24 protein-coding genes and 1 tRNA gene are annotated in these 24318 nt (G+C 60.9%); 13 read left to right on the top strand and 12 right to left on the bottom strand.

Features of this window, described 5'->3' with window-relative positions; all coding sequences use genetic code 11:
- Window positions 1-65 precede the first annotated feature (65 nt).
- The 7 genes from ACQKKX_RS11740 to ACQKKX_RS11710 all read right to left on the bottom strand — a co-directional run bounded on the left by ACQKKX_RS11740 (window position 66) and on the right by ACQKKX_RS11710 (window position 7280).
- The gene (locus ACQKKX_RS11740; RefSeq protein ID WP_427570864.1) at window positions 66-1451 is read right to left on the bottom strand and encodes an FGGY-family carbohydrate kinase; all 1386 of its coding nucleotides are present in this window, start codon (window positions 1449-1451) and stop codon (window positions 66-68) included.
- Entirely contained in the window at window positions 1448-1768 is a 321-nt protein-coding gene (gene rhaM, locus ACQKKX_RS11735) for an L-rhamnose mutarotase (RefSeq protein ID WP_427570863.1), read from the bottom strand. Before rhaM ends, ACQKKX_RS11740 begins: the two co-directional genes overlap by 4 nt.
- A complete protein-coding gene (locus tag ACQKKX_RS11730; protein ID WP_427570862.1) occupies window positions 1765-2793 on the bottom strand; it encodes an ABC transporter permease in 1029 nt (342 codons plus the stop codon). Before ACQKKX_RS11730 ends, rhaM begins: the two co-directional genes overlap by 4 nt.
- The gene (locus tag ACQKKX_RS11725) at window positions 2790-3779 is read right to left on the bottom strand and encodes an ABC transporter permease (protein WP_427570861.1); all 990 of its coding nucleotides are present in this window, start codon (window positions 3777-3779) and stop codon (window positions 2790-2792) included. The genes ACQKKX_RS11730 and ACQKKX_RS11725 overlap by 4 nt, the downstream gene beginning before the upstream one ends.
- Window positions 3780-3789: 10 nt before the next feature.
- On the bottom strand, window positions 3790-5343 hold the full coding sequence (locus ACQKKX_RS11720) for a sugar ABC transporter ATP-binding protein (protein ID WP_427570860.1): 1554 nt from the start codon (window positions 5341-5343) through the stop codon (window positions 3790-3792).
- A 71-nt stretch (window positions 5344-5414) separates the two neighbouring features.
- Window positions 5415-6410 (bottom strand): rhamnose ABC transporter substrate-binding protein, encoded by a 996-nt coding sequence (gene rhaS, locus ACQKKX_RS11715; protein WP_427570859.1) that lies wholly within the window; start codon window positions 6408-6410, stop codon window positions 5415-5417.
- Between the two features lie 51 nt (window positions 6411-6461).
- Window positions 6462-7280 (bottom strand): DeoR/GlpR family DNA-binding transcription regulator, encoded by an 819-nt coding sequence (locus ACQKKX_RS11710; RefSeq protein WP_427570858.1) that lies wholly within the window; start codon window positions 7278-7280, stop codon window positions 6462-6464.
- A gap of 199 nt (window positions 7281-7479) precedes the next feature.
- Between ACQKKX_RS11710 and ACQKKX_RS11705 the strand changes: the two genes are divergently transcribed.
- Together ACQKKX_RS11705 and rhaI are read left to right on the top strand one after the other, a co-directional pair.
- Window positions 7480-9576: a bifunctional rhamnulose-1-phosphate aldolase/short-chain dehydrogenase gene (locus ACQKKX_RS11705; protein WP_427570857.1), complete on the top strand. Its 2097-nt coding sequence runs from the start codon at window positions 7480-7482 to the stop codon at window positions 9574-9576.
- 183 nt (window positions 9577-9759) lie between these two features.
- Complete coding sequence (gene rhaI / locus ACQKKX_RS11700; protein WP_427570856.1) at window positions 9760-11052, top strand: L-rhamnose catabolism isomerase; 1293 nt, start codon at window positions 9760-9762, stop codon at window positions 11050-11052.
- A 125-nt stretch (window positions 11053-11177) separates the two neighbouring features.
- Here the strand turns inward: rhaI and ACQKKX_RS11695 are convergent.
- Window positions 11178-11262, bottom strand: a tRNA-Leu gene (locus ACQKKX_RS11695).
- A 255-nt stretch (window positions 11263-11517) separates the two neighbouring features.
- Here ACQKKX_RS11695 and ACQKKX_RS11690 point away from each other — a divergent pair.
- Window positions 11518-12045, top strand: a complete 528-nt coding sequence (locus ACQKKX_RS11690) for a disulfide bond formation protein B (protein WP_427570855.1) — start codon at window positions 11518-11520, stop codon at window positions 12043-12045.
- A gap of 118 nt (window positions 12046-12163) precedes the next feature.
- Here ACQKKX_RS11690 and ACQKKX_RS11685 read toward each other — a convergent pair whose 3' ends face one another.
- Window positions 12164-12721: an HNH endonuclease gene (locus tag ACQKKX_RS11685; protein WP_427570854.1), complete on the bottom strand. Its 558-nt coding sequence runs from the start codon at window positions 12719-12721 to the stop codon at window positions 12164-12166.
- A 134-nt stretch (window positions 12722-12855) separates the two neighbouring features.
- Window positions 12856-13497, bottom strand: a complete 642-nt coding sequence (locus tag ACQKKX_RS11680) for a DNA-3-methyladenine glycosylase family protein (RefSeq protein WP_427570853.1) — start codon at window positions 13495-13497, stop codon at window positions 12856-12858.
- Between the two features lie 73 nt (window positions 13498-13570).
- Between ACQKKX_RS11680 and gluQRS the strand changes: the two genes are divergently transcribed.
- Window positions 13571-14458, top strand: a complete 888-nt coding sequence (gene gluQRS / locus ACQKKX_RS11675) for a tRNA glutamyl-Q(34) synthetase GluQRS (protein ID WP_427570852.1) — start codon at window positions 13571-13573, stop codon at window positions 14456-14458.
- On the opposite strand, the gene ACQKKX_RS11670 is transcribed toward gluQRS, so the two are convergent.
- Window positions 14420-15388 carry a YihY/virulence factor BrkB family protein gene (locus ACQKKX_RS11670; protein ID WP_427570851.1) on the bottom strand — a complete coding sequence of 323 codons (969 nt, stop codon included), beginning with the start codon at window positions 15386-15388 and terminating at the stop codon, window positions 14420-14422. The two genes, gluQRS and ACQKKX_RS11670, sit on opposite strands and share 39 nt — an antisense overlap.
- A gap of 115 nt (window positions 15389-15503) precedes the next feature.
- On the opposite strand from ACQKKX_RS11670, the gene ACQKKX_RS11665 reads away from it, so the two are divergent.
- The 6 genes from ACQKKX_RS11665 (at window position 15504) to ACQKKX_RS11640 (ending at window position 20164) form a co-directional block, all read left to right on the top strand.
- Window positions 15504-16337, top strand: a complete 834-nt coding sequence (locus ACQKKX_RS11665) for an SDR family oxidoreductase (protein ID WP_427570850.1) — start codon at window positions 15504-15506, stop codon at window positions 16335-16337.
- A 56-nt stretch (window positions 16338-16393) separates the two neighbouring features.
- Window positions 16394-16591 (top strand): twin transmembrane helix small protein, encoded by a 198-nt coding sequence (locus ACQKKX_RS11660; protein WP_427570849.1) that lies wholly within the window; start codon window positions 16394-16396, stop codon window positions 16589-16591.
- Window positions 16591-17169 carry a cob(I)yrinic acid a,c-diamide adenosyltransferase gene (locus ACQKKX_RS11655; protein ID WP_427570848.1) on the top strand — a complete coding sequence of 193 codons (579 nt, stop codon included), beginning with the start codon at window positions 16591-16593 and terminating at the stop codon, window positions 17167-17169. The genes ACQKKX_RS11660 and ACQKKX_RS11655 overlap by 1 nt, the downstream gene beginning before the upstream one ends.
- Before the next feature lie 174 nt (window positions 17170-17343).
- Window positions 17344-18090 carry an electron transfer flavoprotein subunit beta/FixA family protein gene (locus ACQKKX_RS11650; protein WP_427570847.1) on the top strand — a complete coding sequence of 249 codons (747 nt, stop codon included), beginning with the start codon at window positions 17344-17346 and terminating at the stop codon, window positions 18088-18090.
- 21 nt (window positions 18091-18111) lie between these two features.
- Window positions 18112-19041 (top strand): electron transfer flavoprotein subunit alpha/FixB family protein, encoded by a 930-nt coding sequence (locus ACQKKX_RS11645; protein WP_427570846.1) that lies wholly within the window; start codon window positions 18112-18114, stop codon window positions 19039-19041.
- A 241-nt stretch (window positions 19042-19282) separates the two neighbouring features.
- Window positions 19283-20164, top strand: coding sequence for a 3-hydroxybutyryl-CoA dehydrogenase (locus ACQKKX_RS11640; protein WP_427570845.1), 882 nt, complete (start codon window positions 19283-19285; stop codon window positions 20162-20164).
- Window positions 20165-20507: 343 nt separating this feature from the next.
- Here the strand turns inward: ACQKKX_RS11640 and tlpA are convergent, their stop codons facing one another.
- Complete coding sequence (tlpA, locus tag ACQKKX_RS11635) at window positions 20508-21179, bottom strand: thiol:disulfide interchange protein TlpA (RefSeq protein ID WP_427570844.1); 672 nt, start codon at window positions 21177-21179, stop codon at window positions 20508-20510.
- Window positions 21180-21200: 21 nt separating this feature from the next.
- On the opposite strand from tlpA, the gene argH reads away from it, so the two are divergent.
- The 3 genes from argH to lysA all read left to right on the top strand — a co-directional run bounded on the left by argH (window position 21201) and on the right by lysA (window position 24205).
- Window positions 21201-22604, top strand: coding sequence for an argininosuccinate lyase (argH, locus tag ACQKKX_RS11630; protein WP_427570843.1), 1404 nt, complete (start codon window positions 21201-21203; stop codon window positions 22602-22604).
- A 109-nt stretch (window positions 22605-22713) separates the two neighbouring features.
- Entirely contained in the window at window positions 22714-22923 is a 210-nt protein-coding gene (lptM, locus tag ACQKKX_RS11625; protein WP_427570842.1) for an LPS translocon maturation chaperone LptM, read from the top strand.
- A 13-nt stretch (window positions 22924-22936) separates the two neighbouring features.
- Entirely contained in the window at window positions 22937-24205 is a 1269-nt protein-coding gene (gene lysA, locus ACQKKX_RS11620; RefSeq protein ID WP_427570841.1) for a diaminopimelate decarboxylase, read from the top strand.
- Window positions 24206-24318 lie beyond the last annotated feature (113 nt).

Genomic DNA, 24318 nt, shown 5'->3' with positions numbered 1-24318 from the left:
CCGGCGCTGTCAAAGACCAGCGTCCATCCCCCGTCCACATGGCAAAGTGCGGCGCATGTTGCGGTTCAGGAAGGCATCATTTCGAGGCGCTGACGCCACTGACGACGCAGCGCTGCCACCGGCGCAATCGCTCCGGGCTCTATCTGTCGCCCTGCTACAGGCGCCGGCGGCACACCGGCGAGAAGGGCGGCCCCGGACCCGGTTCCCGTCGAGCCGGACACGGCCAGCACATTGCGGCCGGTTAGGCCGGCAAGCAGGCGCAGATAGGATGCGTTGCCGGCCAAAGGACCCTCGACGATGGTATCGCCGCGCGCATCAAGAAGCGACAGGCAAGTCTCCGTCATCAGCGCGATGTAGATCGATGCGAGCGCATGCATTTCGGCGGCTGTACGAGGTTCGTCGCCAATGAATTGAGCCTTGTGACGGGCGAAGGGACCCGACCCCTGCACCACCGCAGGCAACAGCATTCGCCCAGTCGCGAGCATGGCGTCGACGGCAGCGGCGACATCCTCGTCCGCTGGTTGCGGCCAGCCGGATGTCAGCAGTTCGAACTCGCGCCCGCCCATGAAGCGCGACGAGGGAACGGCGCGGCCGAACGCATCCACATTGGCCAGCGTATCGCGAGCAGGATCAAGCCCGGCAAGATTGCCCCCGACCGCAAAACTGACGACCCAGGTGCCGGTGGAAACGACGGCAAACGGACTGTCGCGACGCAAGAGATGTGGAAGCAGCGAGGCGTTGGAATCGTGAATGCCGCAAAACACCGAAACCGGCCGTGTCGTGCCGATGCGCTGGGCGATCTCCGGCAGAAGAGTGCCTAGCCTGTCAAAAGCAGATCGCACCGGCGCCATGACATCAGAAAGGCCGAGTTCTGCAACGAGGTCGGAATGGTCCGCGCTGGCCGGTTTCCACAGATCCGTGTGGCAGCCCAGCGACGTCGCCTCGTTAGCAGCAACGCCCGTCAGGCGAAAGGCCCAGTATTGCGGATAGGTGACAATGGTGGCGACGCGGGCGAAATCGGCCGGAAACATCGCCTTCTGGTAATGCAGTTGCGCGCCAAGATTGAGCCCTCCCGGCAAAAACGGCGATGCCGTTTGCGCAAAATTCGGACGGATAGCGGCATAGGCATCGCGGACCTGTTGCGGATATTCGTGCTCGTAATCGAGCACAGGCAGCGCCAACCGACCCTGGCTGTCGAGAAGGGCGGCGCAGGCGCCGTGGGTGGCGATGGAAATCGCATCATATCCCGGCGATAGCGCGAACTGCGCCAGCGCATCGAGCACGAAGGACCAGATCCCCTCCACATCGTAGTGCGGATAGGGCGGACCGGCGAGCACGTGGTTCGCCATCCGCACGGCCGCGATCTCCATGCCCGACACGGCATCGATGATCACCACTTTCACGTTGGTCTTGCCGATATCGAGGACGGCAATGCGCTCCACGATGCTCATGGCAAATGAAACATGGTGACGAGATCGCTCTGGACCGGCGAATGATCGGCATTGCTCTCCATGATATCCGCCATATGCGCCCACCAGCGTTTCATCACCGGATGGTCCGGCAGGCTTGCCATGGAATGATCGACCGGGCGGGAAAGCACGCCGAACAGCGTATTGGTCTCACGATCGAGATGGATGGAATAATCGCGCACGCCGGCTTCATGCAGAAGTGCGCTCAGTTCCGGCCAGATCTCGTCATGGCGCTTGCGGTATTCGGCTTCCATGCCCGGATGAAGCTTCATCTTGAAAGCGTGTTTTTCCAAAATCATTTGCCGCTCATATGCCTGATGCGCCGTGCCACGATGGGCAGCGCAATGGTGATGATCAAAAGAAGACCGACGAAGATCGACATGACGATGCCCGGCACATTGAGAAGGCCAAGACCGAAGGTGACGAGGCCCATGACGAAGGCAGCGATCACGACACCGGCAATGGTGCCCGCCCCGCCAAGAATGGAGACGCCGCCGAGAACGACCATGGTGACAACCTCCAGCTCCCATCCTTGCGCGATCGAGGGCCGCGTCGAGCCAAGCCGCGAAGTGAGGCAGACGGCAGCGATGCCGGACATAAGCCCGGTCAGCAGAAACAGCTTGAACTTGATGCGCTCGACAGGAATGCCGGAAAAGCGCGCCGCAAATTCATTATTGCCGATGACAAAGATCTGGCGGCCGAAATTGGTGGCGTGCAGCAAAACGCCGAAGATGACAGCCATCACGATGAACAGCACGAATTCGAACGAGAACACCCAAATGACGTAACCCTGCCCGAAAAAGGCGAAATCGGCCGGGTATTTGCCATAGGCCTGATCGCCCAGCACGATATAGGAAATGCCGCGAAACAGGCTCATCGTGCCGATGGTGACGACGATGGACGGCAGTTTCAGCATAGAGACCAGCGTGCCGTTGATGGCACCGCAGGCAAGCCCGACACCGATGCCGATCGCCACCATCCCCGGCGTGCCGATGCCCATCTGCGCCGCCGCCCCCATGGCGGTGGAGGCAAGTGCGATGATGGCGGCGACAGAAAGATCGATCTCACCGGCAATCACCAGCATGGCCATGGCAAAGGCGATCATCGCCTTTTCGGTGAAATTGAACGTCGCGTCCGACAGGTTCCACGCATTGAGGAAGTAAGGCGAGGCAAACGAGTTGGCGATGAAGATCGCGACCGCTACTCCGAACAGCAATACTTCCCAGCTGCCGAGCAGGCGGCTGACCGGCGTGCCGAGACGATCGGGAATTTTTTGCCGCGCGCTCTGCTCTTCACTCCGGTTTTCGATGATCACGTCGCTCATGTGGAAACCTCCTTGGCGCCGCGATCGCGCAGGATGATGCGTCCGGCCCGGCGTTCGGCACGGGCATTGAAGACGACGGCCAGCACGATGACGATGCCGGAAATCGCCATCTGCGCAAACGGAGAGATACCGATCACCGGGAGCGCATTCTTGATGACACCGAGGAACAGCGCGCCGAGCACGGCGCCTGCCACCGAGCCGATCCCGCCGGCAATCGAAATGCCGCCGATGACGCTCGCCGCCACCGTATCAAGCTCGAAACCGGCCGCGACATCGACATAAGCCACCGCATAACGCGACACCCAGAGATACCCGGCAAGACCCGCTAAGGCTCCAGACAGCACGAAGGCGAAAAACCGCGTCTTGCCGATATCGATGCCGGCATAAACCGCCGCCGTCGGGTTGCCGCCGGAGGCATAGGCGGCACGTCCGAACGGCGTGCGGGTCAACAGTCCCCACATCAGCACTACGATGACAATGGCGACCCATGACAGAAGCGGCATGCCGAGCACCGAGACACGCGGAAAATTGAGAAAACCGGGAGTCATCTGATGCGAATTGACCCAGGCACCGCCAGAGAGAACGAAAGCCATGCCGCGATAAATGGTGAGCGTGCCGAGCGTCACGACGATTGGCGGGATCTGCAGGGCCCAGACGAGATAACCATTGATGGCGCCAAGCGCCGCACCGATGCCGATCGCCAGCACCACCAGCAGCGCCAGCGGCAGGCCGGGATAGGCCGCATCCAGCATCGCTACCGCCATGCCGGTGAAAGCGAGATTGGCGGCAACCGACAGATCGATCGATTTCGTCAGGATCACCGTCATCTGGCCCAGCGCCAGAATGATCAGGATCGAGGTGTCGTTAAAGATGTTGGCGAGGTTTCCGGGCGTGGCAAAACCTGGCGCACGCGTGGCAAAACCGGCCACCATGATGGCGATGATGCCGACCAGAAGAAGTTCGCGGTGTTTCAGGAGTTTTTTCATCGGTGTTTTCTCACGCATTCCCGGTGGCGGCGCGCACCAAAGTTTCCGCACTCAGCTGAGAGCGATCGAACATGCCGGCCATCAGCCCCTCGCGCATGACCAGAACACGATCCGACATGCCGAGAATTTCCGGCAGTTCCGACGAGACCATGATGATCGACAGGCCTTCGGAGGCGAGTTCGCTGATAAAGCCGTGCACGGCAGCCTTGGAGCCGATATCGATGCCCTTGGTCGGCTCATCCAGAATGATCACCTTCGGCTGAGTGGCGAGCCATTTGCCGATCACCACCTTCTGCTGGTTGCCACCCGACAGCGCGCCGACCGGCACGGAAAGGGCTGCGGCACGCAGATCCAGACGCTCGGCATATTTGCGGGCAAGCGCCAACTCATTGGCGGCTTTCAGGAAACCGGACCGCGAGGTGCGGGCAAGCGACGGCAGCGACATGTTCTGAAAAATCGGCATGGGCAGCGCCAGACCATGCCGCCCACGCTCTTCCGGCACATAAACGATGCCAGCGGCAATCGCATCGCGCGACGAGCGGATGTGGACCGCATTGCCCTCCAGCGTCAGGCGACCGGAGGAGGGTTGCGACACACCGAACAGAGACTGGCACAGCTCCGAGCGCCCGGCGCCGATCAGCCCGTAAACGCCGAGGATTTCGCCGCGTTTCAGATCGAAGGAAATGTCGCGATATTCGGTCGGGTGGCAGTAGTTTTCGACGGACAGCACCGTCGCACCGATCGCCACATCGACCTTGGGAAAGATGTTTTCGACATCGCGACCGACCATCATTCGCACGATGGCATCCTGCGGCGTTTCCGCCAGACGCCCGTGACCGACGGCACGGCCATCACGAAACACCACAAAATTTTCGGCGATCTCGTAAAGCTCATCGAACTTGTGGCTGATGAACAGAATGGCCTTGCCCTGTTTTTTCAAGCCCTCAACGATCCGAAACAGATCATCGATTTCCTTGCGGGAAAGCGCGGCCGTCGGCTCGTCCATGATGACGATGCGCGCTTCGACGGACAGGGCGCGGGCGATGGCGACGAGATGCCGCTGCGCAATCGACAGATCTTTCAGCCGGATGGTCGGGTCGATCTCGCTTTCCAGCGCATGCAGCAACTTTCCGGCGCGCGCATTCATCGCCTTCCAGTCGATCAGGCCGAAACGCTTTTTCGGCGCATGGCCGAGAAAGATGTTTTCCGCCACCGTCAGTTCGTCGAACAGCACGGTTTCCTGATGGATGGCGGTGACGCCGGCATCGATCGCATCCTGCGCGCTGGCAAAGGCGACCGGCTGGCCGTCGATAACGATCTCGCCCTCGCTGGGCCGATAGATGCCGGTCAGGATTTTGACGAGCGTCGACTTGCCGGCACCGTTTTCGCCGATCAGCGCGGTGACTTCGCCGGCCTGCAGCGAGATGCTGACATTATCGAGCGCTTTTACGCCGGGAAAAATCTGGGAAATGCCGCGCATTTCCAGGATGGACATTCGCCTGACGGGCGTTGCATCCCCAACAGGAAAAGTCTCCGCGCCGGTCTTTTCGACTGCAGTCATCATCACATCTGCCATTTGAAAATCATGGTCGGTCCGGCGCCGTCGAGGACGCCGGACACAAGTCCCAAGAGGGATCAGAAAATCTTCGAGAACTCGTCGATATTCTTGGCGTCGTAGATGAACGGATCGGCCATGGCGGCTTCGCCCTTGTCGTCGATCTTGATCTTGCCCATGCGGCCGGCCTCGATTTCCGAGCCCGGCTTGCCGTCGGCATCACCCTTCACGAGGTGATAGGAAATCTGCGTGGCGGAATAACCGAGATCGATCGGATTCCAGATCGCGAATTCCTTGGTGGCGCCCGACTTGATGGCACCCGCCATTTCCGACGGAAGGCCGAGACCGGTGACAAACACCTGGCCGATCTTGCCGGCATCCTTCACCGCCTGCGATGCGGCCAGAACACCGACCGTGGTCGGCGCAACGATGACCTTGACGTTCGGCTGCGAGGTCAAGAGGCCCTGCGCTTCGCGATAGGACTTGTCGGCAAGATCGTCACCGTAAACGGTGGTGACGAGATTGAGGCCGGCAAAATCCTTCAGCTGCTTCTTCATCTGGTCGATCCAGATGTTCTGGTTGGTCGAGGTTGTGGTGGCAGACAGGATGGCGAAATCGCCCTTGCCGCCTTCGAGATGGCTCGCCGCAAGCTGCAGGCACATCTTTCCGATCAGCTCGTTGGACGACGGATTGAGCTGCAGGATACGGCCTTCCGGTGCCACGCCACTATCCCACGAGATCACCTTGATGCCGCGCTGCGCCGCCTTTTTCAGCGCCGGCACAACGGCATCCGGGTCGTTGGCGGAAATGGCGATGGCATCAACACCTTGTGCGATCAGCGAATTGATCACCTCGATCTGGCCTTCGGCCGTCGTCGAGGTCGGGCCCGTATAGATGATCTCGACCCCGCCGAGCTGCTTGGCTGCTTCCTGCGCGCCCTTGTTGGCGGCTTCAAAGAAACCGTTGCCGAGCGATTTCACCACAAGCGCGATCTTCATGTCGGCAGCGGAAGCCGCGGACGACATCATGGTCACGGCCAAAGCCACACCCAATGCGAGTTTTTTAGCAAGTTTCATGTCAATTCTCCTCCCAAAGATTGAACTAAAGTCCGTCCCCCCGCCGGCGCGTCATGCCACCGACGTGGTATCCTCCTCATCTGCTTGAGCGGCATTACCCGCCCCTGCAATGATCAGTCGTACGTCGGCGTCTTCCACCATGCGCATCGATTCTTCCGAGATGCCGTCATCCGTGATGATGGCGGCGACACGCTCCAGCGGACACAGGATCATGCTCGAGCGCCGCTGGAATTTCGACGAGTCGACCAAAACGATCAGCTCTTCCGCCTGTTGCATCAGCTTCTGCTCGCTCTGGATCACCAGCGCATCCGGCTCCATGATGCCGAGCGGGCCAATGCCCTGCGCGCCGATAAAGATGCGGCGCGCATAAAAATGGCGGATTGCGTCATTGTCGAAGGGCGACAGGATCAGGCTCTGCTCGCGATAGATCGTGCCGCCCGGCACCGTCACATTGTTCTTGGAATGCTTGACCAGATGTTCGGCGATCGCGAATGAATTGGTCATCACCTGCATGCGCCGCAGCGCCATGTAATGCACCATCTGGAAGGTCGTCGTGCCACCATTGATGATGATGGATTCACCTTCCTCGCACAATTCGACGGCCTGACGCGCGATTGAGCGCTTTTTATCGATATTGACCGATTCCGACACCCGGAACGAACGTGCCGCCAGCTGACCGATCTGCGGCGGGTGCATCGCCTCGGCCCCTCCCCGCACCCGGCGCAGCTTGCCTTGCACATGCAGGGACGCGATGTCGCGCCGGATCGTCGCCTCGGACGCGTCCGTCAGGTCAGCAATATCCTGCACCGTGATCACAGGCTTTTCCTGGATCGCGCTGAGAATGATGCGATGGCGTTCGCGTTCGTGCATTGGGGTCCTCCTGATGCCAACTATTGCCAGATTCCAAATCCTGTCAATCATCAACAATCACAAAATATCTTACTGCGACGCAACTTGATTGATTTTGACCGAACACGATTGACAAGCGTCAAGCGGGTGCGCGATATCCTTTCGCACAGGCGCGCCGGAGGACGAGTGTCGCCAACAAGACAACGTCAGGGAGGACGACATGTCGGGCCAGATCCGCCTACTCGATAACCGCTGGGATGATGCTTACGCCGCAAAGCTCGATGAGCCCGGCAAGCTGCTCTATCGCTCCAACCTGCTGGGCAGCGACAAGCGCATCACCAATTACGGTGGCGGCAATACCTCGGCAAAGGTGCTGGAAACCGACCCGCTGACCGGCGAACAGGTGAAGGTCATGTGGGTAAAGGGTTCCGGCGGCGATGTCGGCACCATCAAGCTCGACGGTTTTTCCACCCTCTATATGGACAAGCTCGAAGCCCTGAAGGGCATTTACAAGGGCGTGGAAGATGAAGACCGCATGGTCGGTTTCCTGCCGCACTGCACCTTCAACCTCAACCCGCGCGCAGCCTCCATCGACACCCCCCTGCACGGCTTTGTGCCGTTTACCCATGTCGATCACATGCACCCGGATGCGATCATCGCGATTGCCGCCTCGAAGAATTCCAAGGAACTGACCCAGAAGATCTTTGGCAGCGATATCGGCTGGTTGCCCTGGCGCCGCCCCGGTTTCCAGCTCGGCCTTGATCTCGAAGCCTTCGTGAAAGCCAACCCCACCGCCAAGGGCGTTGTTCTCGAAAGCCACGGCCTGTTCACCTGGGCAGACGATGCCAAGGATTGCTACCTTCTGACGCTCGAGATCATTAACAAGGCGATCGCGTGGTTTGCGAAGGAAACGGACGGCAAGGCCATTTTTGGCGGCGCCGTCACCGAAAGCCTCGGGCCGGAAGAGCGCCGCGCCATCGCGGCAAAACTGATGCCGGAAATCCGCGGCCGCATCGGCAAGGCGGAACGCAAGCTCGGCCATTTCGACGATCAGGATGCCGTCCTCGAATTCGTCAATTCGAAGAATCTCGCACCACTCGGAGCCTTGGGCACCTCCTGCCCCGACCACTTTTTGCGCACAAAGATCCGTCCGCTGATCGTCGATTTCGATCCGGCGAAGCCTGATGCGGACGCCGTGATCGCCGGCCTCGACAAGGCGCTGGATGATTACCGCGCCGATTACACTCGGTATTACGAGACCTGCAGACACGACAACTCGCCAAAAATGCGCGATCCGAACCCGGTCATTTTCCTGGTTCCGGGCGTCGGCATGCTGTCCTTTGCCAAGGACAAGGCGACGGCCCGCATCGCCGGTGAGTTCTATGTGAACGCCATCAATGTGATGCGCGGTGCTTCCACGGTCTCCGAATATCAGGGCTTGGCAGAACAGGAAGCCTTCGATATCGAATATTGGCTGCTGGAAGAGGCAAAGCTGCAGCGCATGCCGCAACCGAAAAGCCTTGCCGGACAGGTCGCCTTCGTCACCGGCGGCGCCGGCGGCATTGGCCGCGCCACCGCCACTCGCCTGATCGGTGAAGGTGCCTGCGTGGTTCTGGCCGATATCGACCGGACGGCACTCGACGAAGCCCATGCCGATTTTACGAAACGTTTTGGCGCAGATGCAGTGCGCAGCCTGCAGCTGGATGTGACCGCCGAAGGCGCCGTCGCCAAAGCTTTTACGGAGGCAACCGTCGAATTCGGCGGCATTGATATTCTTGTTTCCAATGCCGGCATTGCCTCCTCGGCACCGGTGGAAGACACGACATTGGCGATGTGGAACAAGAATATCGACATTCTCGCCACCGGTTATTTCCTGGTGTCCCGCGAAGCCTTCCGCCTGTTCCGCCGCCAGAAACTGGGCGGCAATGTCGTGTTCGTCGCCTCGAAAAACGGCCTTGCCTCCTCGCCCAACGCTTCGGCCTATTGCACGGCCAAGGCCGCCGAAATCCACCTTGCCCGGTGCCTGGCGCTGGAGGGGGCCGATGCCGGCATCCGCGTCAACACGGTCAACCCCGATGCGGTTCTGCGCGGCTCAAAAATCTGGAGCGGCGAGTGGCGCGAACAGCGGGCCACATCTTCCAAGATCGACGTCAGCGAACTCGAGGAACATTACCGCAAGCGTTCGATGCTGAAACTCAACGTCTTCCCTGAGGACATTGCCGAGGCGATCTATTTCCTCGCCTCCGACCTCTCCGCGAAATCGACCGGCAACATCATCAATGTCGATGCCGGCAATGCCCAGAGTTTTACACGGTAAGATAGTGCTGCCCCTCACCCTAACCCTCTCCCCGCCTGCGGGGAGAGGGGACGTGCCACGCGATGCGCTGGACGAAGACGGAGAGGGCGCGGCATATCCCTTCTCCCCGCTTGCGGGGAGAAGGTGGCGGTAGCCGGATGAGGGGCAGCCGCAGTTCAAAACATTTCGGGAGGATTTTTTGACATGACCACACTCAAGATCGCCGCCGACACCGTCGACAAGGACAATGAAGCGCGCCTCGCTGCCCTGAAATTCGATTACGCAGCACTCGGCGACAACCTGTCCCGTCGCGGCATCGATATCGAAGCCATCACCCAGAAAGTCTCGGAGTTTTTCGTGGGCGTCCCCTCCTGGGGTGTCGGCACCGGCGGCACCCGTTTTGCCAGGTTCCCCGGCAAGGGCGAACCGCGCGGCATTTTCGACAAGCTCGACGACTGCGCCGTCATCAACCAGCTAACCCGCGCCACGCCGACCGTCTCGCTGCACATTCCTTGGGACAAGACCGACCCGAAGGACCTCATCGCCAAGGGCGAGGAGCTGGGTCTCGGCTTCGACGCCGTAAACTCCAACACATTTTCCGACGCACCGGACCAGAAACATTCCTACAAATACGGCTCGCTCAGCCACACCGACGCCGCCACCCGCGCGCAGGCGGTCGAACACAACATCGAATGTATTGAGATCGGCAATGCGATCGGCTCCAAGGCGCTGACAGTTTGGATCGGCGACGGCTCGAATTTTCCGGGCCAGAGCAATTTCACCCGGCAGTTCGAACGTTACCTTTCCTCTATGGCGGATATCTACAAGGCCCTGCCGGATGACTGGCGGCTGTTTTCCGAACACAAGATGTACGAGCCGGCCTTTTATTCCACCGTCGTGCAGGACTGGGGCAGCAACCTCCTGATCGCCCAGACGCTCGGCGAAAAAGCCTTCTGCCTCGTCGATCTCGGCCACCATGCGCCGAATACCAATATCGAGATGATCGTTGCCCGCCTCATCCAGGCGAAGAAACTCGGCGGTTTCCATTTCAACGATTCGAAATACGGCGACGACGATCTCGATGCCGGCTCGATCGAACCCTATCGCCTGTTTCTCGTCTTCAACGAACTGGTGGATGCCGAAGCACGCGGTGTAAAAGGTTTTCACCCGGCCCACATGATCGACCAGTCGCACAATGTCACCGACCCGATCGAAAGCTTGATATCCAGCGCCAACGAAATCCGCCGCGCCTATGCGCAGGCATTGATCGTCGACCGCACGGCACTAGAAGGTTTCCAGGAAGGCAATGACGCGCTGATGGCGAGCGACACGCTGAAGCGCGCCTACCGAACCGACGTGGAACCGATCCTCGCCGAAGCCCGCCGCCGCGCGGGCGGCGCGATCGACCCTATCGCCGCCTATCGCGCCAGCGGTTATCGCGCCGAGGTTGCGGCGGAGCGCCCGGCAGTTGCAGGCGGCAGCGGCGGGATCATCTGATCGAACCTCAAACGAATGCGATGGGGGCTTTGAAAAAGCCCCGCCGCTTTTCGTTGAGGCAACGGCAGATCGCCGCGCAACACTGGAGCGCACTATTTGTCTGATGATGATTTTATCGAGTGTGGTGGTGCCCCGTGCCGGAATCGAACCAGCACTCCTCTCGGAACCTGATTTTGAGTCAGGCGCGTCTACCAATTCCGCCAACGGGGCATTGCAAGCGAGTGATCGGCCTCTAGCATGTGTGCGCAAAGGCGGCAAGACGCCCTTGCCGCGTCACGGGGCAACACCTGAAAAATTTCTGCCGTCCTCGTCCGCTGACCTGCGCCGGTATCACGCAACTGTGCCATGCAAGCCGCCATCATGCGATGGCATGCCGATTTACAGTGGCGGCGGGGCGGATTAAAGCAGCGGTGACCAGTGCCCCTGCAGGGATCGCTGGCGCGCGCACGGTATCAGGAGACAGTCATGGCGCATGCAGCAACCAGCGCTTCCACCCGCGGCATTCCGCAGATCGTCTTTCCCCTGACCGTCACCGTCGGCATGACAGCTGTCATCTCAAGCGCGCTCGCCTTCCAGCATATCGGCGGCTACATGCCCTGCCATCTATGCCTGATCCAGCGCGACCCCTATTATTACGGCATTCCTGCCGGCATTCTTGCCATCGGCACCGTCGCGTTCAGGCTGCCGTCATGGACCGGCCGTGTACTGCTGGCGCTGATCGGCCTGATGATGCTCGTGGGCGGCGCCATTGCCGTTTATCACGCCGGCGTCGAATGGGGTTTCTGGGCAGGCCCCTCCAGCTGCACCAATCCGGCCGGTTCGGTCACCACCAGCGCAGCCGGCCTTCTCGATGACCTCAACACCGTGCGCGGTCCGTCCTGCGATGCCGCAGCGCTTCGCGTGCTTGGCCTTTCCATGGCCGGCTGGAATGTGCTGGCAAGCCTTGCCCTGGCCGCGATTGCCTTTGCCGGCGCTGTCCGCAAGCGGGCGTGAAAACGACCCCGATCCGAACGAACCGCATCACCCCGCGCCGAGCGTGAATGCAAAAGACCGCCGGCAAAAAAAGCGCCGACGGTCTTGGCGTTGAAGCGACGGCCTGTTGGGCGCGATCTTACGGCTGCAGTTCGCTGTCCCAGTAGAGATAGTCGACCCAGCTTTCGTGCAGATAGTTCGGCGGAAACAGCCGGCCATTGTTGTGCAGGTCCTGTACGCTTGGCGCATAGGGCTTCTGGTGCGGGAACATGCCGGCCTGTTTGGGCAGCTTGCTGCCCTTTTTCAGATTGCAGGGCGAGCACGCCGCCACGACATTCTGCCATGTCGTCTCGCCCCCATGGGCGCGGGGAATGACGTGGTCGAAGGTCAGGTCGTTGTGATCGCCGCAATACTGGCACTCGAACTTGTCGCGCAGGAACACGTTGAAGCGCGTGAAGGCCGGGTTGCGGGTCGGCTGCACATAGGTCTTCAGGCTGACGACGCTCGGCAGACGCATCGAGAAACTGGGGGAGGACACCGCGTGGTCGTATTCGGCAATGATGTTCACGCGGTCAAGGAAAACCGCCTTGATCGCGTCCTGCCAGGACCATAGCGACAAGGGATAGTAACTCAGCGGCCGATAGTCGGCGTTCAAGACGAGCGCCGGCAAGGCCTGCGGGGAGACTGCAATCGTCAAGTGACGCTCCTACCCGATTCGGCATCTATCCTCTCTATATTAGGTCCGTTGTTACAGGAATGTGAAGCCAAGAAATGCAGGGGTTTGCGCGATAGGCGAATCAGTCACAGCCAATGTTGCAGACCTGTACCGAATCAGCGCGTCGGCAGGGCATCGCGGCGCATATGCGTGGCGTAATAGGCCCAGAACAGCCGGGCTGCGACCGACCGCCAGGGCGACCAGATTGTGGCCATCTGCCGTAATTGTCTGGCCGATGGGCGTCGCTCCAGCGCAAATGCATGCGCGACGGCGGCCTGAAGGGCAACGTCACCGCTCGGAAACACGTCCCGATGGCCGCCGCAGAGCATCAGGTAGACTTCCGCCGTCCAAGGTCCGATGCCGGGAAGCGCCGTCATTGCGGCCATCGCCTCGTCCGGTGGCATATCAAGCAGCGCACCGAGATCGACACGGTCCTCGACGATGGCCTGGGCCAGACCGGAAAGCGTCTGCGCCTTGGCGCGCGACAGGCCGAACGTGGCGGCAATCTCCGGCGCGATCGCGAGATAGGTCGCGGGCGTGATCGGCCCATGCGCCGCAATGCGGCTCCAGATCGCCGCAGCGCTTGCTTTCGAGACCATCTGCGACACGATGATGGCGGCGAGGCTGGCAAAACCCGGCTCGCTCAAACGCAGCGGTATGGTGCCGGACACCGCAACGATCGCTTCAAGACGCGGGTCGTGCGCGACCAGATGCGTCAGCCCTTTTTCGATATCGGTCATGTCGCGGATCGTTGTCATCGGCTCTCTTCACGTTTCGGCAGCCATTGGTGCCGGGACTTGACCCGATAGCGTAAAAACAAGCAAATCGCGCATGCCCGTCAATCTTTACCAGAAACCTGTCTTCCGCTTTGCCCCGAGCCCGAATGGCCTTCTGCATCTCGGCCATGCGCTATCGGCCATCCTCAATCACGACATGGCGCAGGCGGCGGGTGGGCGCCTTCTGCTGCGCATAGAGGATATCGATCTTGCCCGCTGCTCCCGCGCCTACGAAGAGGCCATTGGTGACGATCTTGCCTGGCTGGGTCTGACATGGGAACAGCCTGTCCGCAGACAGTCGGAGCATTTCGAAGCCTATGCCGAAGCGCTGGGCCGGCTCGACGCGATGGGGCTGATCTATCCGGCCTTCCTCACGAGGGGTGAGGTGAAAGCCATGGTCACCGCGCATGTAAAGGCCGGCAATGCCTGGCCCCGCGATCCCGACGGCTCGCCGCTCTATCCCGACATCTGCCGCCGCAGATCGGCCGGCGAGCGTCAGGCGCTGATGCGGCAGGAAGGCCGACGTTACGCGTGGCGGCTCGACATGGCAGAAGCATTGGCAAGAACAGATATGCCCCTCGACTGGCAAGACAGCGGCGATGGCGAACGCGCCACGGTCGCGGCCGATCCCGCCGCATGGGGCGATGTCATCCTGTCGCGATCGGACGCGCCGTCGAGCTATCACCTGTCGGTGGTGGTGGATGATGCGGCCCAGGGTGTCACCCATGTGGTGCGGGGCCTTGATCTGTTCCACGCCACATCCGTGCACCGGCTGCTGCAAGTTCTGCTGGGCCTGCCGCAACCGCTCTATCACCATCACCGCCTGCTGCTCGATCCCGAAGGCCGAAAGCTGTCGAAGAGCAGCGGCGCGACCGGACTTGCGCAATTGCGGCAACAGGGCCTTTCAGCGGCCGATATCCGTCGACTTGTCGGCCTGGGATAAGGGCTGGGCGTCGATCGGGTCGCCGCCACCGGCTCCCGTCCTTTCGTCACCCGGCATCTGTCCGGTACGCAGACGGTGAGTTACCACGGAAAACACCCGGTATTTCATCAGCGCTGCGTTCACTTCCGCCCCCAGCATGAAGATCACCCCGACCATATAGAGAAAAACCAGCACGATCATCACCGAGGCAAGCCCGGCATAAGTGGCGGCGTAATTTGCAAAGGTGGAGATGTAGGACGCAAAGGCTAGGGCCCCGCCCGCCCAGAAGAGAATGGTAAGGAATGCGCCCGGCAGGATATCAACGAGACGGCGGCTGCCGGCCGGCAGCCATTTATGCGCCGCGATAAGACCGATGACCACGAGCACGATCGTGCCATAGAGGCCGTAGCTCATCAGGCTTGCGAGCCAGTCCTGCAGCCAGGGAAATCTTGTCCCCGCAAAGCGCAACGCAATCGGAATGGCGACGAGCAGAATGCTGATGGCGGCAAAAACGACGACAACGACGATCACGTAGCCGAGACTGGCAAGACGGGTCACGTACCAGGCCCGGGTCTCAGTAACCCGGTAGGCGCGGTTGAGCGAGATGCGAAGCGCCTCGACGCCGTTGGACGCGAAATAGGCAGCGGCAAGAACCGAAACCGTCAGCAGCCCGCCCCGCGGAATATCCAGCACACGGCGGATTTCGGCCTGCAGCGGATCGGCTATATCCGCCGGCCAGGCATCAAACAGAAGATGCACCGAGGTCGAGGAAAACGTGCTGGCGCCGAGAAAACCGGCCAGCGCCGTACCGAAAATCAGGAATGGGAACAGCGCCAGCAGACCCGAGAGCGCCACGTGGCTCGCCATCGCCCAGCCGTCATCCTCGTGGAAATGATTATAGGCATCCGACAGGACCGTAAAGGCGAGGCTGTACCAAGCGGTTTTGCGCATTCTTCCCGGACAGGTCCTGCAACCCGCCGCTCCGTTGTCTTCGATCCTGAAATATGGGAAACGCCCTGCCTTTGTACAGGACGCCATGTCCGTCACAAGCAGGAAGGTTTTTCCGATGAGCAAGCAGCGCAGCATTATTGTTACCGGCTGTTCATCCGGCATCGGGGCCCATTGCGCCAGGGCGCTGAAAGCCGAAGGCTGGCGGGTGTTCGCCACCGTTCGCAAGGCCGAGGACCTCGCATCCCTTGAAGCCGAGGGCATCGAAGCCCTGCTGATGGATTACACTAGAACAGACACGATCGCCGCACTGGTCGACACGGTAACCGCCCGAACCGGCGGCCGCATCGACGCGCTGTTCAACAACGGTGCCTATGGCCAGCCGGGCGCCGTGGAGGACCTTGCCACCGATGTCTTGCGCCTGCAATTCGAGACCAACCTGTTCGGCTGGCACGAACTGACGCGCCGGGTGATCCCGCTCATGCGCGCCCAGGGCCATGGCCGTATCGTCAACTGCTCCTCCATTCTCGGCCTCATCCCCTACCGCTATCGCGGCGCCTACAACGCCTCCAAACACGCGCTCGAAGGCTTGACCGTCACGATGCGCATGGAACTCGAAGGGTCCGGCATCCATGTCAGCCTGATCGAGCCGGGCCCGATCGCCTCGCGCTTCACAGCGAATGCGCTCGAGGCGGTTCGCAGGCACATCGATGTGGAACGCTCCGCCCACGCGTCGGACTACAAAAGACAGCTTGCACGGCTGGACGGGTCCGGACCGGCCAACCGCCACAAGCTCGGTCCCGACGCGGTCCACAAGGTGTTGATGCATGCCTTGACCGCGAAGAGGCCGAGACCACATTATCTCGTCACCAGACCGGCACAGCAGGGCATGGTCTTGAAATGGCTGTTGCCGGCTGATCTCTTCTACCGGTTGATGCGCCGGTTCGACTGACAAACCGGATCGACGGGCGCAGCAAGACCAGTAATATCATCGGGGAGGAAGCCACCATGTCCAGTTTCACCACCGTCCTTGCGGTGATCGTCATGGGCCTGGTCGCGCTCGTGCTGATCCGCGGTCTGTTCAACATGGTCAAGGGGCAGGATGCAAACCGGTCCAACAAGCTGATGCAGTTGCGCGTGCTGTTGCAGGCGGTCGCCATCGGTCTGATCATGCTCACTCTTTGGCTCTCGGGAGGCGGCCGCTAATGGTCAAGCTCAACAAGATCTATACCCGCACGGGCGATAACGGGACGACCGGACTGGTGGACGGCCCGCGCCGCCTCAAGCACGACCTGCGGGTCGAAGCCTATGGCACGGTTGACGAAACCAATTCGCTGCTTGGCCTTGCCCGACTGCATACCGGCGGCATGGCCACGCTCGATCCGATGCTGTTTCGCATCCAGAACGACCTTTTCGATCTCGGCGCCGACCTTGCCACGCCAGATACAGGCGCGGCCCCGAAATACGAACCGCTGCGCATCGTCCAGTCGCAGGTGGACCGTCTGGAATCGGAAATCGACCAGCTCAACGAAAGCCTTGATCCGCTGACATCCTTCGTCCTGCCCGGCGGCAGCGCGGCGGCCGCCGGGCTGCACGTCGCGCGTGCGACAGCGCGGCGCGCCGAACGCATCATGGTGGCACTGACGCAGCAAGCCGGTGAAGTGGTCAGCGAGCCGGCGCTCAAATATGTCAACCGCCTTTCCGATTTCCTGTTCGTGGCTGCGCGCCATGCCAACGACGGCGGTCGGGCTGATATTTTGTGGGTGCCGGGGCAGAACCGCTAAAGGCGGGAACGCAGCCGGTGGCGGGAATGGCGTTATGACAAAACGACACTGCCGATCATGGGACAACCACATTGTGTTCGGCTCGAAAAATGCTTACCCATGTCGCCAATTGACAACTGAACGCGTGGGAGACGTCGCATCTTGCGGCGGCGTGATGTCCAGAGGAAGGAAGCCATGAAGATCCTTGTGCCGGTAAAGCGTGTGGTCGATTACAACGTGAAAATCCGGGTGAAACCGGACAATACGGGTGTCGAACTGACCAACGTGAAGATGTCGATGAACCCGTTCGACGAGATTTCCGTCGAGGAAGCGCTGCGGCTGAAGGAAGCCGGCAAGGCGGAGGAAATCGTCATCGTCTCGATCGGCCCGGCAAAGGCCGAGGAAACCATTCGCACGGCGCTTGCCATGGGCGCCGATCGCGGCATCCTTATCGAGACCGACGAAGCCGTCGAACCGCTCGCCGTCGCCAAACTTCTGAAGGGCGTGGTCGAGGCCGAACAGCCGGGTCTCGTGATCGTCGGCAAGCAGGCGATCGACGACGATTCGAACCAGACCGGCCAGATGCTGGCGGCCCTTCTCAACTGGGGTCAGGCTACTTTCGCTTCGAAAATCGAACTTTCTGCCGACAGTGCGACCGTGACCCGCGAAGTCGATGGCGGCCTGCAGACCATCGACGTCAAGCTTCCGGCCATCGTCACCACGGACCTGCGCCTCAACGAGCCGCGCTATGCTTCGCTGCCCAATATCATGAAGGCCAAGAAGAAGCCGCTCGACAAGAAGGCACCCGGTGATTTCGGCGTCGATATCGCACCACGGCTGAAGGTTCTGAAGACAGAAGAACCGGGTGGCCGCAAGGCCGGCATCAAGGTCACGTCGGTCGAGGAGCTGGTCTCCAGTCTCAAGACCGCCGGCGTGATCTAACGGTAAGGACAGGAGTATATCATGACCATTCTTCTTCTCGCCGAACACGACAATGCCAGCCTGTCCGACCAGACCGCCAAGGCCCTGACCGCCGCGGTCCAAATCGGCAGCGACGTTCACGTGCTGGTCGCCGGTTCCGGTGCCAAGGCTGCCGCTGATGCCGCTGCAAAGCTTTCGGGCGTCGCAAAGGTTCTGCTGGTCGACGATGCCGCTTACGCCAACAATCTCGCCGAGCCGCTGGCCGACCTGATCGTGTCGCTGGCTCCCGCCTATGACGTCATCCTCGGACCGGCTTCCGTGTCGATGAAGAACGTCCTGCCCCGCGTCGCAGCGCTGCTTGATGTCATGCAGATCTCGGAAATCATCGAGGTCGTCTCGGCCGATACGTTCAAGCGTCCGATCTATGCCGGCAACGCCATCCAGACTGTCCAGTCAAGCGATGCCAAGAAGGTCATCACCGTCCGCACCGCCTCGTTCGCGGCCACGGCCGAGGGCGGCTCGGCAACGGTCGAGAACGCGACTGCTGCCGGCAATTCCGGTCTGTCGACCTTTGTCTCCGACGCGCTGGCCAATTCCGAACGTCCGGAACTGACCTCGGCCAAGGTCATCATTTCCGGTGGCCGTGCGCTCGGTTCCTCGGAAAAATTTCAGGAAGTCATCCTTCCGGTGGCCGACAAGCTTGGCGCCGCCGTTGGCGCATCACGCGCCGCCGTCGATGCAGGCTACGCACCGAACGACTGGCAGGTCGGCCAGACTGGCAAGGTCGTCGCACCGCAGCTCTACATCGCCGTCGGCATTTCCGGTGCCATCCAGCATCTTGCCGGCATGAAGGATTCGAAGGTCATCGTCGCCATCAACAAGGATGAGGAAGCACCGATCTTCCAGGTCGCCGATTACGGCCTTGTGGGCGACCTCTTCGAAATCCTGCCGCAGCTGGAAAAGGCGCTTTAACCGAACCTGCCAAAAGGGGCTGGAAAAACACCGCCTGCATGAATAACAATCTGCCGGACCCGATTACAGCGCCGTGCGCCACTTGTGGCGCACAAAGGACGCTGTAAGACTTATAATTCCGCGCATCGGGCCACACTAAAACGTCTCGTTTTTGGTTGGGCCGATGCGCGGGAGTTCGGCATTTTTCATTTACCGGCCTTCTTCATCCAGAACGAACACCGGCAAAGACGCAGGAGCAAGCATGTCCACGGCCATCAGGAACATCGGCATCATCGGCGCGGGCCAGATGGGCTGCGGCATTGCACATGTTTCCTCCATTGCCGGCTACAGGATCCAGATCTACGATCTGGCCCACGACCGTATCGAGGCAGCACTTGCCACCATCAATGGCACGCTCGCCCGCCAGGTCGGCGCCGGCAAGCTGACCGAAGAGGACCGCAAGGCGGCCCTGTCGCGGATCAGCGGCTCGACCGACGTCAATGATCTTGCTTCGATGGATCTGGTGATCGAGGCGGCAACGGAAGACGAAGCAATCAAGCGCAGGATCTTTGCGACGGTGTGTCCCGTCCTGCGGCCGGAAGCCATTCTGGCCACCAACACGTCGTCGCTCTCCATCACCCGCCTTGCCGCCGCTACCGACCGGCCGGAACGTTTCATGGGCATCCACTTCATGAACCCTGTGCCGGTTATGAAGCTGGTGGAACTGGTGCGCGGCATCGCGACGGAAGAAGCCACCTTCAACGCTGCCAAGGAATTTGTTTCAACGCTTGAGAAGACCTTCACCGTTGCCGAGGATTTCCCTGCTTTCATCGTCAACCGAATCCTCCTGCCGATGATAAACGAGGCGATCTATACGCTGTATGAAGGCGTCGGCTCTGTCGAGGCGATCGACACGGCCATGAAGCTTGGCGCCAATCATCCGATGGGGCCTCTGCAGCTGGCAGATTTCATCGGTCTCGACACCTGCCTGTCGATCATGCAGGTCCTGCATGATGGTCTCGCCGACAGCAAGTATCGTCCCTGCCCGCTCCTCGTTAAATATGTCGAAGCCGGATGGCTTGGCCGCAAGTCCGGCCGCGGTTTCTACGACTATCGCGGCGAAGTGCCGGTGCCGACGCGGTAGTTCGCAGCGCCCCCCCGTCTTGCACAGAATGCCGTCAAGGGGTATATTTGCGAGTGAGAGGCGAGTTTGCGCCCGCCTCTCTGGTTTATTTTCGGAATTCGACCCGCACGCTTGCCTGCCAGCTCGTGCGGGTTTTCCGTAAGATAAACGTGATTCTAAATGGCATAGGCCACATAGATCACCCTCCGGTTGGATGACGAGGCCTTCGCCTAGGTCGGAGTGGCCACCCTCTCCGAGACGCCTGGCAGGGCGCATCTGCTTCCGTCAATGCAACCAGAACAAGAATAACAAAAAGACTTTGGCCGTAAAGTCGCCGAACGCGACAGCACGTCGCAGTCAAGAATCATCCCCCCTTCACGCCCGTGATCAACGTCTTCGCATCCTCACTCGCCCATTCGGCCGGACCATTCATCGACCCGATCAAACAGCCCTTGTCATCGAGCAGCAGCGAGACGGGCAAGCCGAAAGCAAGCCCCTCCTTCTTCAGCGCGTTGAACACGCCCATCGAACTGTCGCGGTAGAAACCCAGCGCATCGACGCCGGTATCGGTGAGAAAAGTCCTCGGCTTCTGGTCGCTGCCGGTGTCGATATTGATGGCCACGACCTCGAAACCGGCGCTGCCCATCTCGTGCTGCAGCGTGTTCAGCGCCGGCATTTCCTCACGGCAGGGCACGCACCATGTGGCCCACAGATTGAGAAGAACCGTCTTGCCGGCGAAATCGGCCATGGTCAGGTCCGGCGCGCCGTCACCCTTTGTCGCGTCCTTGAAGACAAGGTTGCCGATCAAGCGCGGCCGATCCACGCCGCTCATCGCCGCCACTTCGCCTTTCGCAAGTTCCGAGACCGTCGCCGCCCGCTTGACGGCTCCTTCACAGGCGCCACCGGCCACGTCCCCGGCATTGCCAGACCCCATGTTCGTCACGTATACCGCCACGGCTCCCGCCAGGATCCCAGCGGTGGCGGCGATGGCAATCAATCTGGCAGACGGAAGGCCCAAGGGTCGTTTCTCTGTCATAACTACTCCAGGACGGGCATCATGGCTGACGGCACGAAGGACGCAATATCCTCCAACCAGATGTGGGGCGGGCGTTTCGCTTCCGGGCCGGATGCCATCATGGAGGAAATAAATGCCTCCATCGGTTTCGACAAGAAGCTCTATGCCCAGGATATTCACGGCTCGATCGCGCATGCGACCATGCTCGCCGAAAAAGGCATCATTTCGGAAGAAGATAAAGACAAGATCATCGCCGGGCTGAACACGATCATGTCAGAGATCGAGCAAGGCTCGTTCCAGTTCTCGCGAAAGCTCGAGGACATTCACATGAATATTGAGGCGAAGCTGGCCGACCTGATCGGTCCCGCCGCCGGCCGCCTCCACACCGCCCGCTCGCGCAACGACCAAGTGGCGCTCGATTTCCGTCTCTGGGTGAAGGAAGAGCTCTCCAAGACGGAAAAGATGCTGAGCGACCTGATCGCCGCCTTCCTCGATCGCGCTGAAGAACACGCCGATACCGTCATGCCCGGCTTCACCCACCTGCAGACCGCGCAGCCGGTCACGTTCGGCCACCACTGCATGGCCTATGTCGAAATGTTCGGCCGTGACCGCGCCCGAGTGCGCCACGCCATCGACCACCTCGACGAAAGCCCGATCGGTGCCGCAGCCCTTGCTGGGACCCCCTACCCGATCGACCGCCACATGACGGCCGCCGCACTTGGTTTCCGCGAACCGACCCGCAACTCGATCGACACCGTCTCCGACCGCGATTTCGCGCTGGAATTCCTGTCGGTCGCGGCCATCTGCGCCATGCACCTGTCGCGTCTGGCCGAAGAGATCGTCATCTGGTCGACGCCGCAATTCGGCTTCGTGCGCCTGTCGGATGCCTTTTCCACCGGCTCGTCGATCATGCCGCAGAAGAAGAACCCCGATGCCGCCGAACTGGTGCGCGCCAAGACCGGCCGCATCAACGGTTCGCTGGTGGCGCTGCTGACCGTCATGAAGGGCCTGCCGCTCGCCTATTCCAAGGACATGCAGGAAGACAAGGAACAGGTGTTTGACGCCGCCGAAAACCTGGAACTGGCGATCGCCGCCATGACCGGCATGATGCGCGACATGACCATCCGCGCCGACAAGATGCGGGCAGCCGCGGGCGCCGGTTATTCGACCGCGACCGATCTTGCCGACTGGCTGGTGCGCGAAGTGGGCCTGCCCTTCCGCGAAGCCCACCATGTCACCGGCCGCGCCGTCGCATTGGCGGAATCGAAAGGCTGCGACCTGTCGGAACTGCCGCTTGCCGAATTGCAGGACATCAACCCGGCGATCACGCAAAACGTCTTCGACGTTCTGTCCGTCGACGCTTCCGTCGCCAGCCGCACCAGTTTCGGCGGCACCGCGCCGGCGGAGGTCAGAAAACAGATCGCCTGGTGGCGCGAACGCAACTGAGAGCCATGAAGCCGAGGGCCAGCCGCCCGGCTTCGCGAATATGACTGCACAAGGACGATGAAACTGGTTATGACATCGTCGTCCGCCACGCTGATGTAAGGGAACGGGAATGTCGAAATCGCTGCTGAATTTGGGGCATCATGCGGGCCGGGTCGCGGTTATAGCAGCCGTTGCCGGCCTTGTGCTTACTGGCTGTGGCCGCAAGGGCAATCTCGACAAACCGAGCACGCCGATCGAGCAGCAGAACATTCGCAAGGACAGCAAGGCGCCGAAGGAAAAGACGCCCGAAAAGCCTTTCATTCTCGATTCGCTTCTCTGATCCGGGCCGATCCGTGAACCATTTTCAGTATATCGACGGCGTGCTTCACGCCGAAAACGTTCCCGTACCCGAGATCGCCAGGGCCGTCGGGACGCCGTTCTACATCTATTCGACGGCGACGCTGGAACGGCACTACAAGGTTTTTTCGCAAGCGTTCGACGGTCTCGACGCCATGGTCTGCTATGCCATGAAGGCGAATTCCAACCAGGCCGTGCTGAAGACGCTTGCCCGTCTCGGCGCCGGTGCCGACGTGGTCTCGGGCGGCGAACTGCGCCGGGCGCTCGCCGCCGGCATTCCTCCCGAACGCATCGTGTTTTCCGGCGTCGGCAAGACGGATGCGGAAATGGATTTCGCGCTCGACGCCGGCATCTACTGTTTCAACATCGAGTCCGAGCCGGAACTGGAAGTGCTGAACCTGCGCGCCGTCAAGGCTGGCAAAAAGGCGCACGTTTCCTTCCGCATCAACCCGGATGTCGACGCCCGCACGCATGCGAAAATCTCGACGGGCAAGAAGGAAAACAAGTTCGGCATTTCCTTCAAACGCGCCCGCGAGGTCTACGCGCATGCCGCAACCCTGCCCGGGATCGAGGTCGCCGGCATCGACATGCATATCGGCAGCCAGATCACCGAGCTGCAGCCCTTTGCCGATGCCTTCAGGCTGATGCGCGAGCTGGTGGAAACCCTGCGCGGCGATGGCCACACCATCACCCATGTCGATGTCGGCGGTGGCCTTGGTATCCCCTATCACGACGATAACAACCCGCCGCCGGAACCGACGGCCTATGCGGAAATCGTCACCGAAGGCCTGAAAAGCCTTAACTGCCGTATCGTCACCGAACCCGGTCGCCTGATCGTCGGCAATGCCGGCATTCTGGTGACGGAAGTGCTTTACGTGAAGGATGCCGGCGAAAAAACCTTTGTCATCGTCGACGGCGCCATGAACGATTTGATCCGCCCGACGCTCTACGAAGCCTATCACGGCCTGCGCCCGGTCATTCTGCCGCAAAAGGATGCCGTCCACATCAAGGCCGACGTCGTTGGCCCAGTCTGCGAGACCGGCGACTATCTGGCGCTCGATCGCGACATGGCGGCGCCCAAGCCCGGCGACCTGTTTGCCGTCTCCTCCGCCGGTGCCTATGGCGCCGTGCAGGCCGGCACCTACAATACCCGCCTTCTGGTGCCCGAAGTGCTGGTCAAGGGCGATACTTTCCACGTCATCCGTCCGCGCGGCACCTATGAGGAGCTGATCGCACTCGATTCCATCCCTGCCTGGCTGGCGTGATGCCCGCTATGCGGCACGTTCACGATTGAGCGATATCCGGCAAAATGCGGGGGCTTCGGCCCCTGCCCCCTCGTCTTCGCCACAAAGATCGCTATCCTTGCGCCGTGAAGGGT

It is taken from the genome of Neorhizobium sp. NPDC001467, from assembly GCF_050275975.1.
Classification (GTDB): domain Bacteria; phylum Pseudomonadota; class Alphaproteobacteria; order Rhizobiales; family Rhizobiaceae; genus Neorhizobium.
Note: the sequence above shows the minus strand (reverse complement) of the source record. Positions and strands in the feature narration are given on the sequence as shown.

Bases quoted from the DNA above. Each gene is read 5' to 3' on its own strand.
- ACQKKX_RS11740 (WP_427570864.1), bottom strand. From the start codon at position 1,451: ATGAGCATCGTGGAGCGCATTGCCGTCCTCGATATCGGCAAGACCAAC.
- rhaM (WP_427570863.1), bottom strand. From the start codon at position 1,768: ATGATTTTGGAAAAACACGCTTTCAAGATGAAGCTTCATCCGGGCATG.
- ACQKKX_RS11730 (WP_427570862.1), bottom strand. From the start codon at position 2,793: ATGAGCGACGTGATCATCGAAAACCGGAGTGAAGAGCAGAGCGCGCGG.
- ACQKKX_RS11725 (WP_427570861.1), bottom strand. From the start codon at position 3,779: ATGAAAAAACTCCTGAAACACCGCGAACTTCTTCTGGTCGGCATCATC.
- ACQKKX_RS11720 (WP_427570860.1), bottom strand. From the start codon at position 5,343: ATGATGACTGCAGTCGAAAAGACCGGCGCGGAGACTTTTCCTGTTGGG.
- rhaS (WP_427570859.1), bottom strand. From the start codon at position 6,410: ATGAAACTTGCTAAAAAACTCGCATTGGGTGTGGCTTTGGCCGTGACC.
- ACQKKX_RS11710 (WP_427570858.1), bottom strand. From the start codon at position 7,280: ATGCACGAACGCGAACGCCATCGCATCATTCTCAGCGCGATCCAGGAA.
- ACQKKX_RS11705 (WP_427570857.1), top strand. From the start codon at position 7,480: ATGTCGGGCCAGATCCGCCTACTCGATAACCGCTGGGATGATGCTTAC.
- rhaI (WP_427570856.1), top strand. From the start codon at position 9,760: ATGACCACACTCAAGATCGCCGCCGACACCGTCGACAAGGACAATGAA.
- ACQKKX_RS11690 (WP_427570855.1), top strand. From the start codon at position 11,518: ATGGCGCATGCAGCAACCAGCGCTTCCACCCGCGGCATTCCGCAGATC.
- ACQKKX_RS11680 (WP_427570853.1), bottom strand. From the start codon at position 13,497: ATGACAACGATCCGCGACATGACCGATATCGAAAAAGGGCTGACGCAT.
- gluQRS (WP_427570852.1), top strand. From the start codon at position 13,571: ATGCCCGTCAATCTTTACCAGAAACCTGTCTTCCGCTTTGCCCCGAGC.
- ACQKKX_RS11670 (WP_427570851.1), bottom strand. From the start codon at position 15,388: ATGCGCAAAACCGCTTGGTACAGCCTCGCCTTTACGGTCCTGTCGGAT.
- ACQKKX_RS11665 (WP_427570850.1), top strand. From the start codon at position 15,504: ATGAGCAAGCAGCGCAGCATTATTGTTACCGGCTGTTCATCCGGCATC.
- ACQKKX_RS11660 (WP_427570849.1), top strand. From the start codon at position 16,394: ATGTCCAGTTTCACCACCGTCCTTGCGGTGATCGTCATGGGCCTGGTC.
- ACQKKX_RS11655 (WP_427570848.1), top strand. From the start codon at position 16,591: ATGGTCAAGCTCAACAAGATCTATACCCGCACGGGCGATAACGGGACG.
- ACQKKX_RS11650 (WP_427570847.1), top strand. From the start codon at position 17,344: ATGAAGATCCTTGTGCCGGTAAAGCGTGTGGTCGATTACAACGTGAAA.
- ACQKKX_RS11645 (WP_427570846.1), top strand. From the start codon at position 18,112: ATGACCATTCTTCTTCTCGCCGAACACGACAATGCCAGCCTGTCCGAC.
- ACQKKX_RS11640 (WP_427570845.1), top strand. From the start codon at position 19,283: ATGTCCACGGCCATCAGGAACATCGGCATCATCGGCGCGGGCCAGATG.
- tlpA (WP_427570844.1), bottom strand. From the start codon at position 21,179: ATGACAGAGAAACGACCCTTGGGCCTTCCGTCTGCCAGATTGATTGCC.
- argH (WP_427570843.1), top strand. From the start codon at position 21,201: ATGGCTGACGGCACGAAGGACGCAATATCCTCCAACCAGATGTGGGGC.
- lptM (WP_427570842.1), top strand. From the start codon at position 22,714: ATGTCGAAATCGCTGCTGAATTTGGGGCATCATGCGGGCCGGGTCGCG.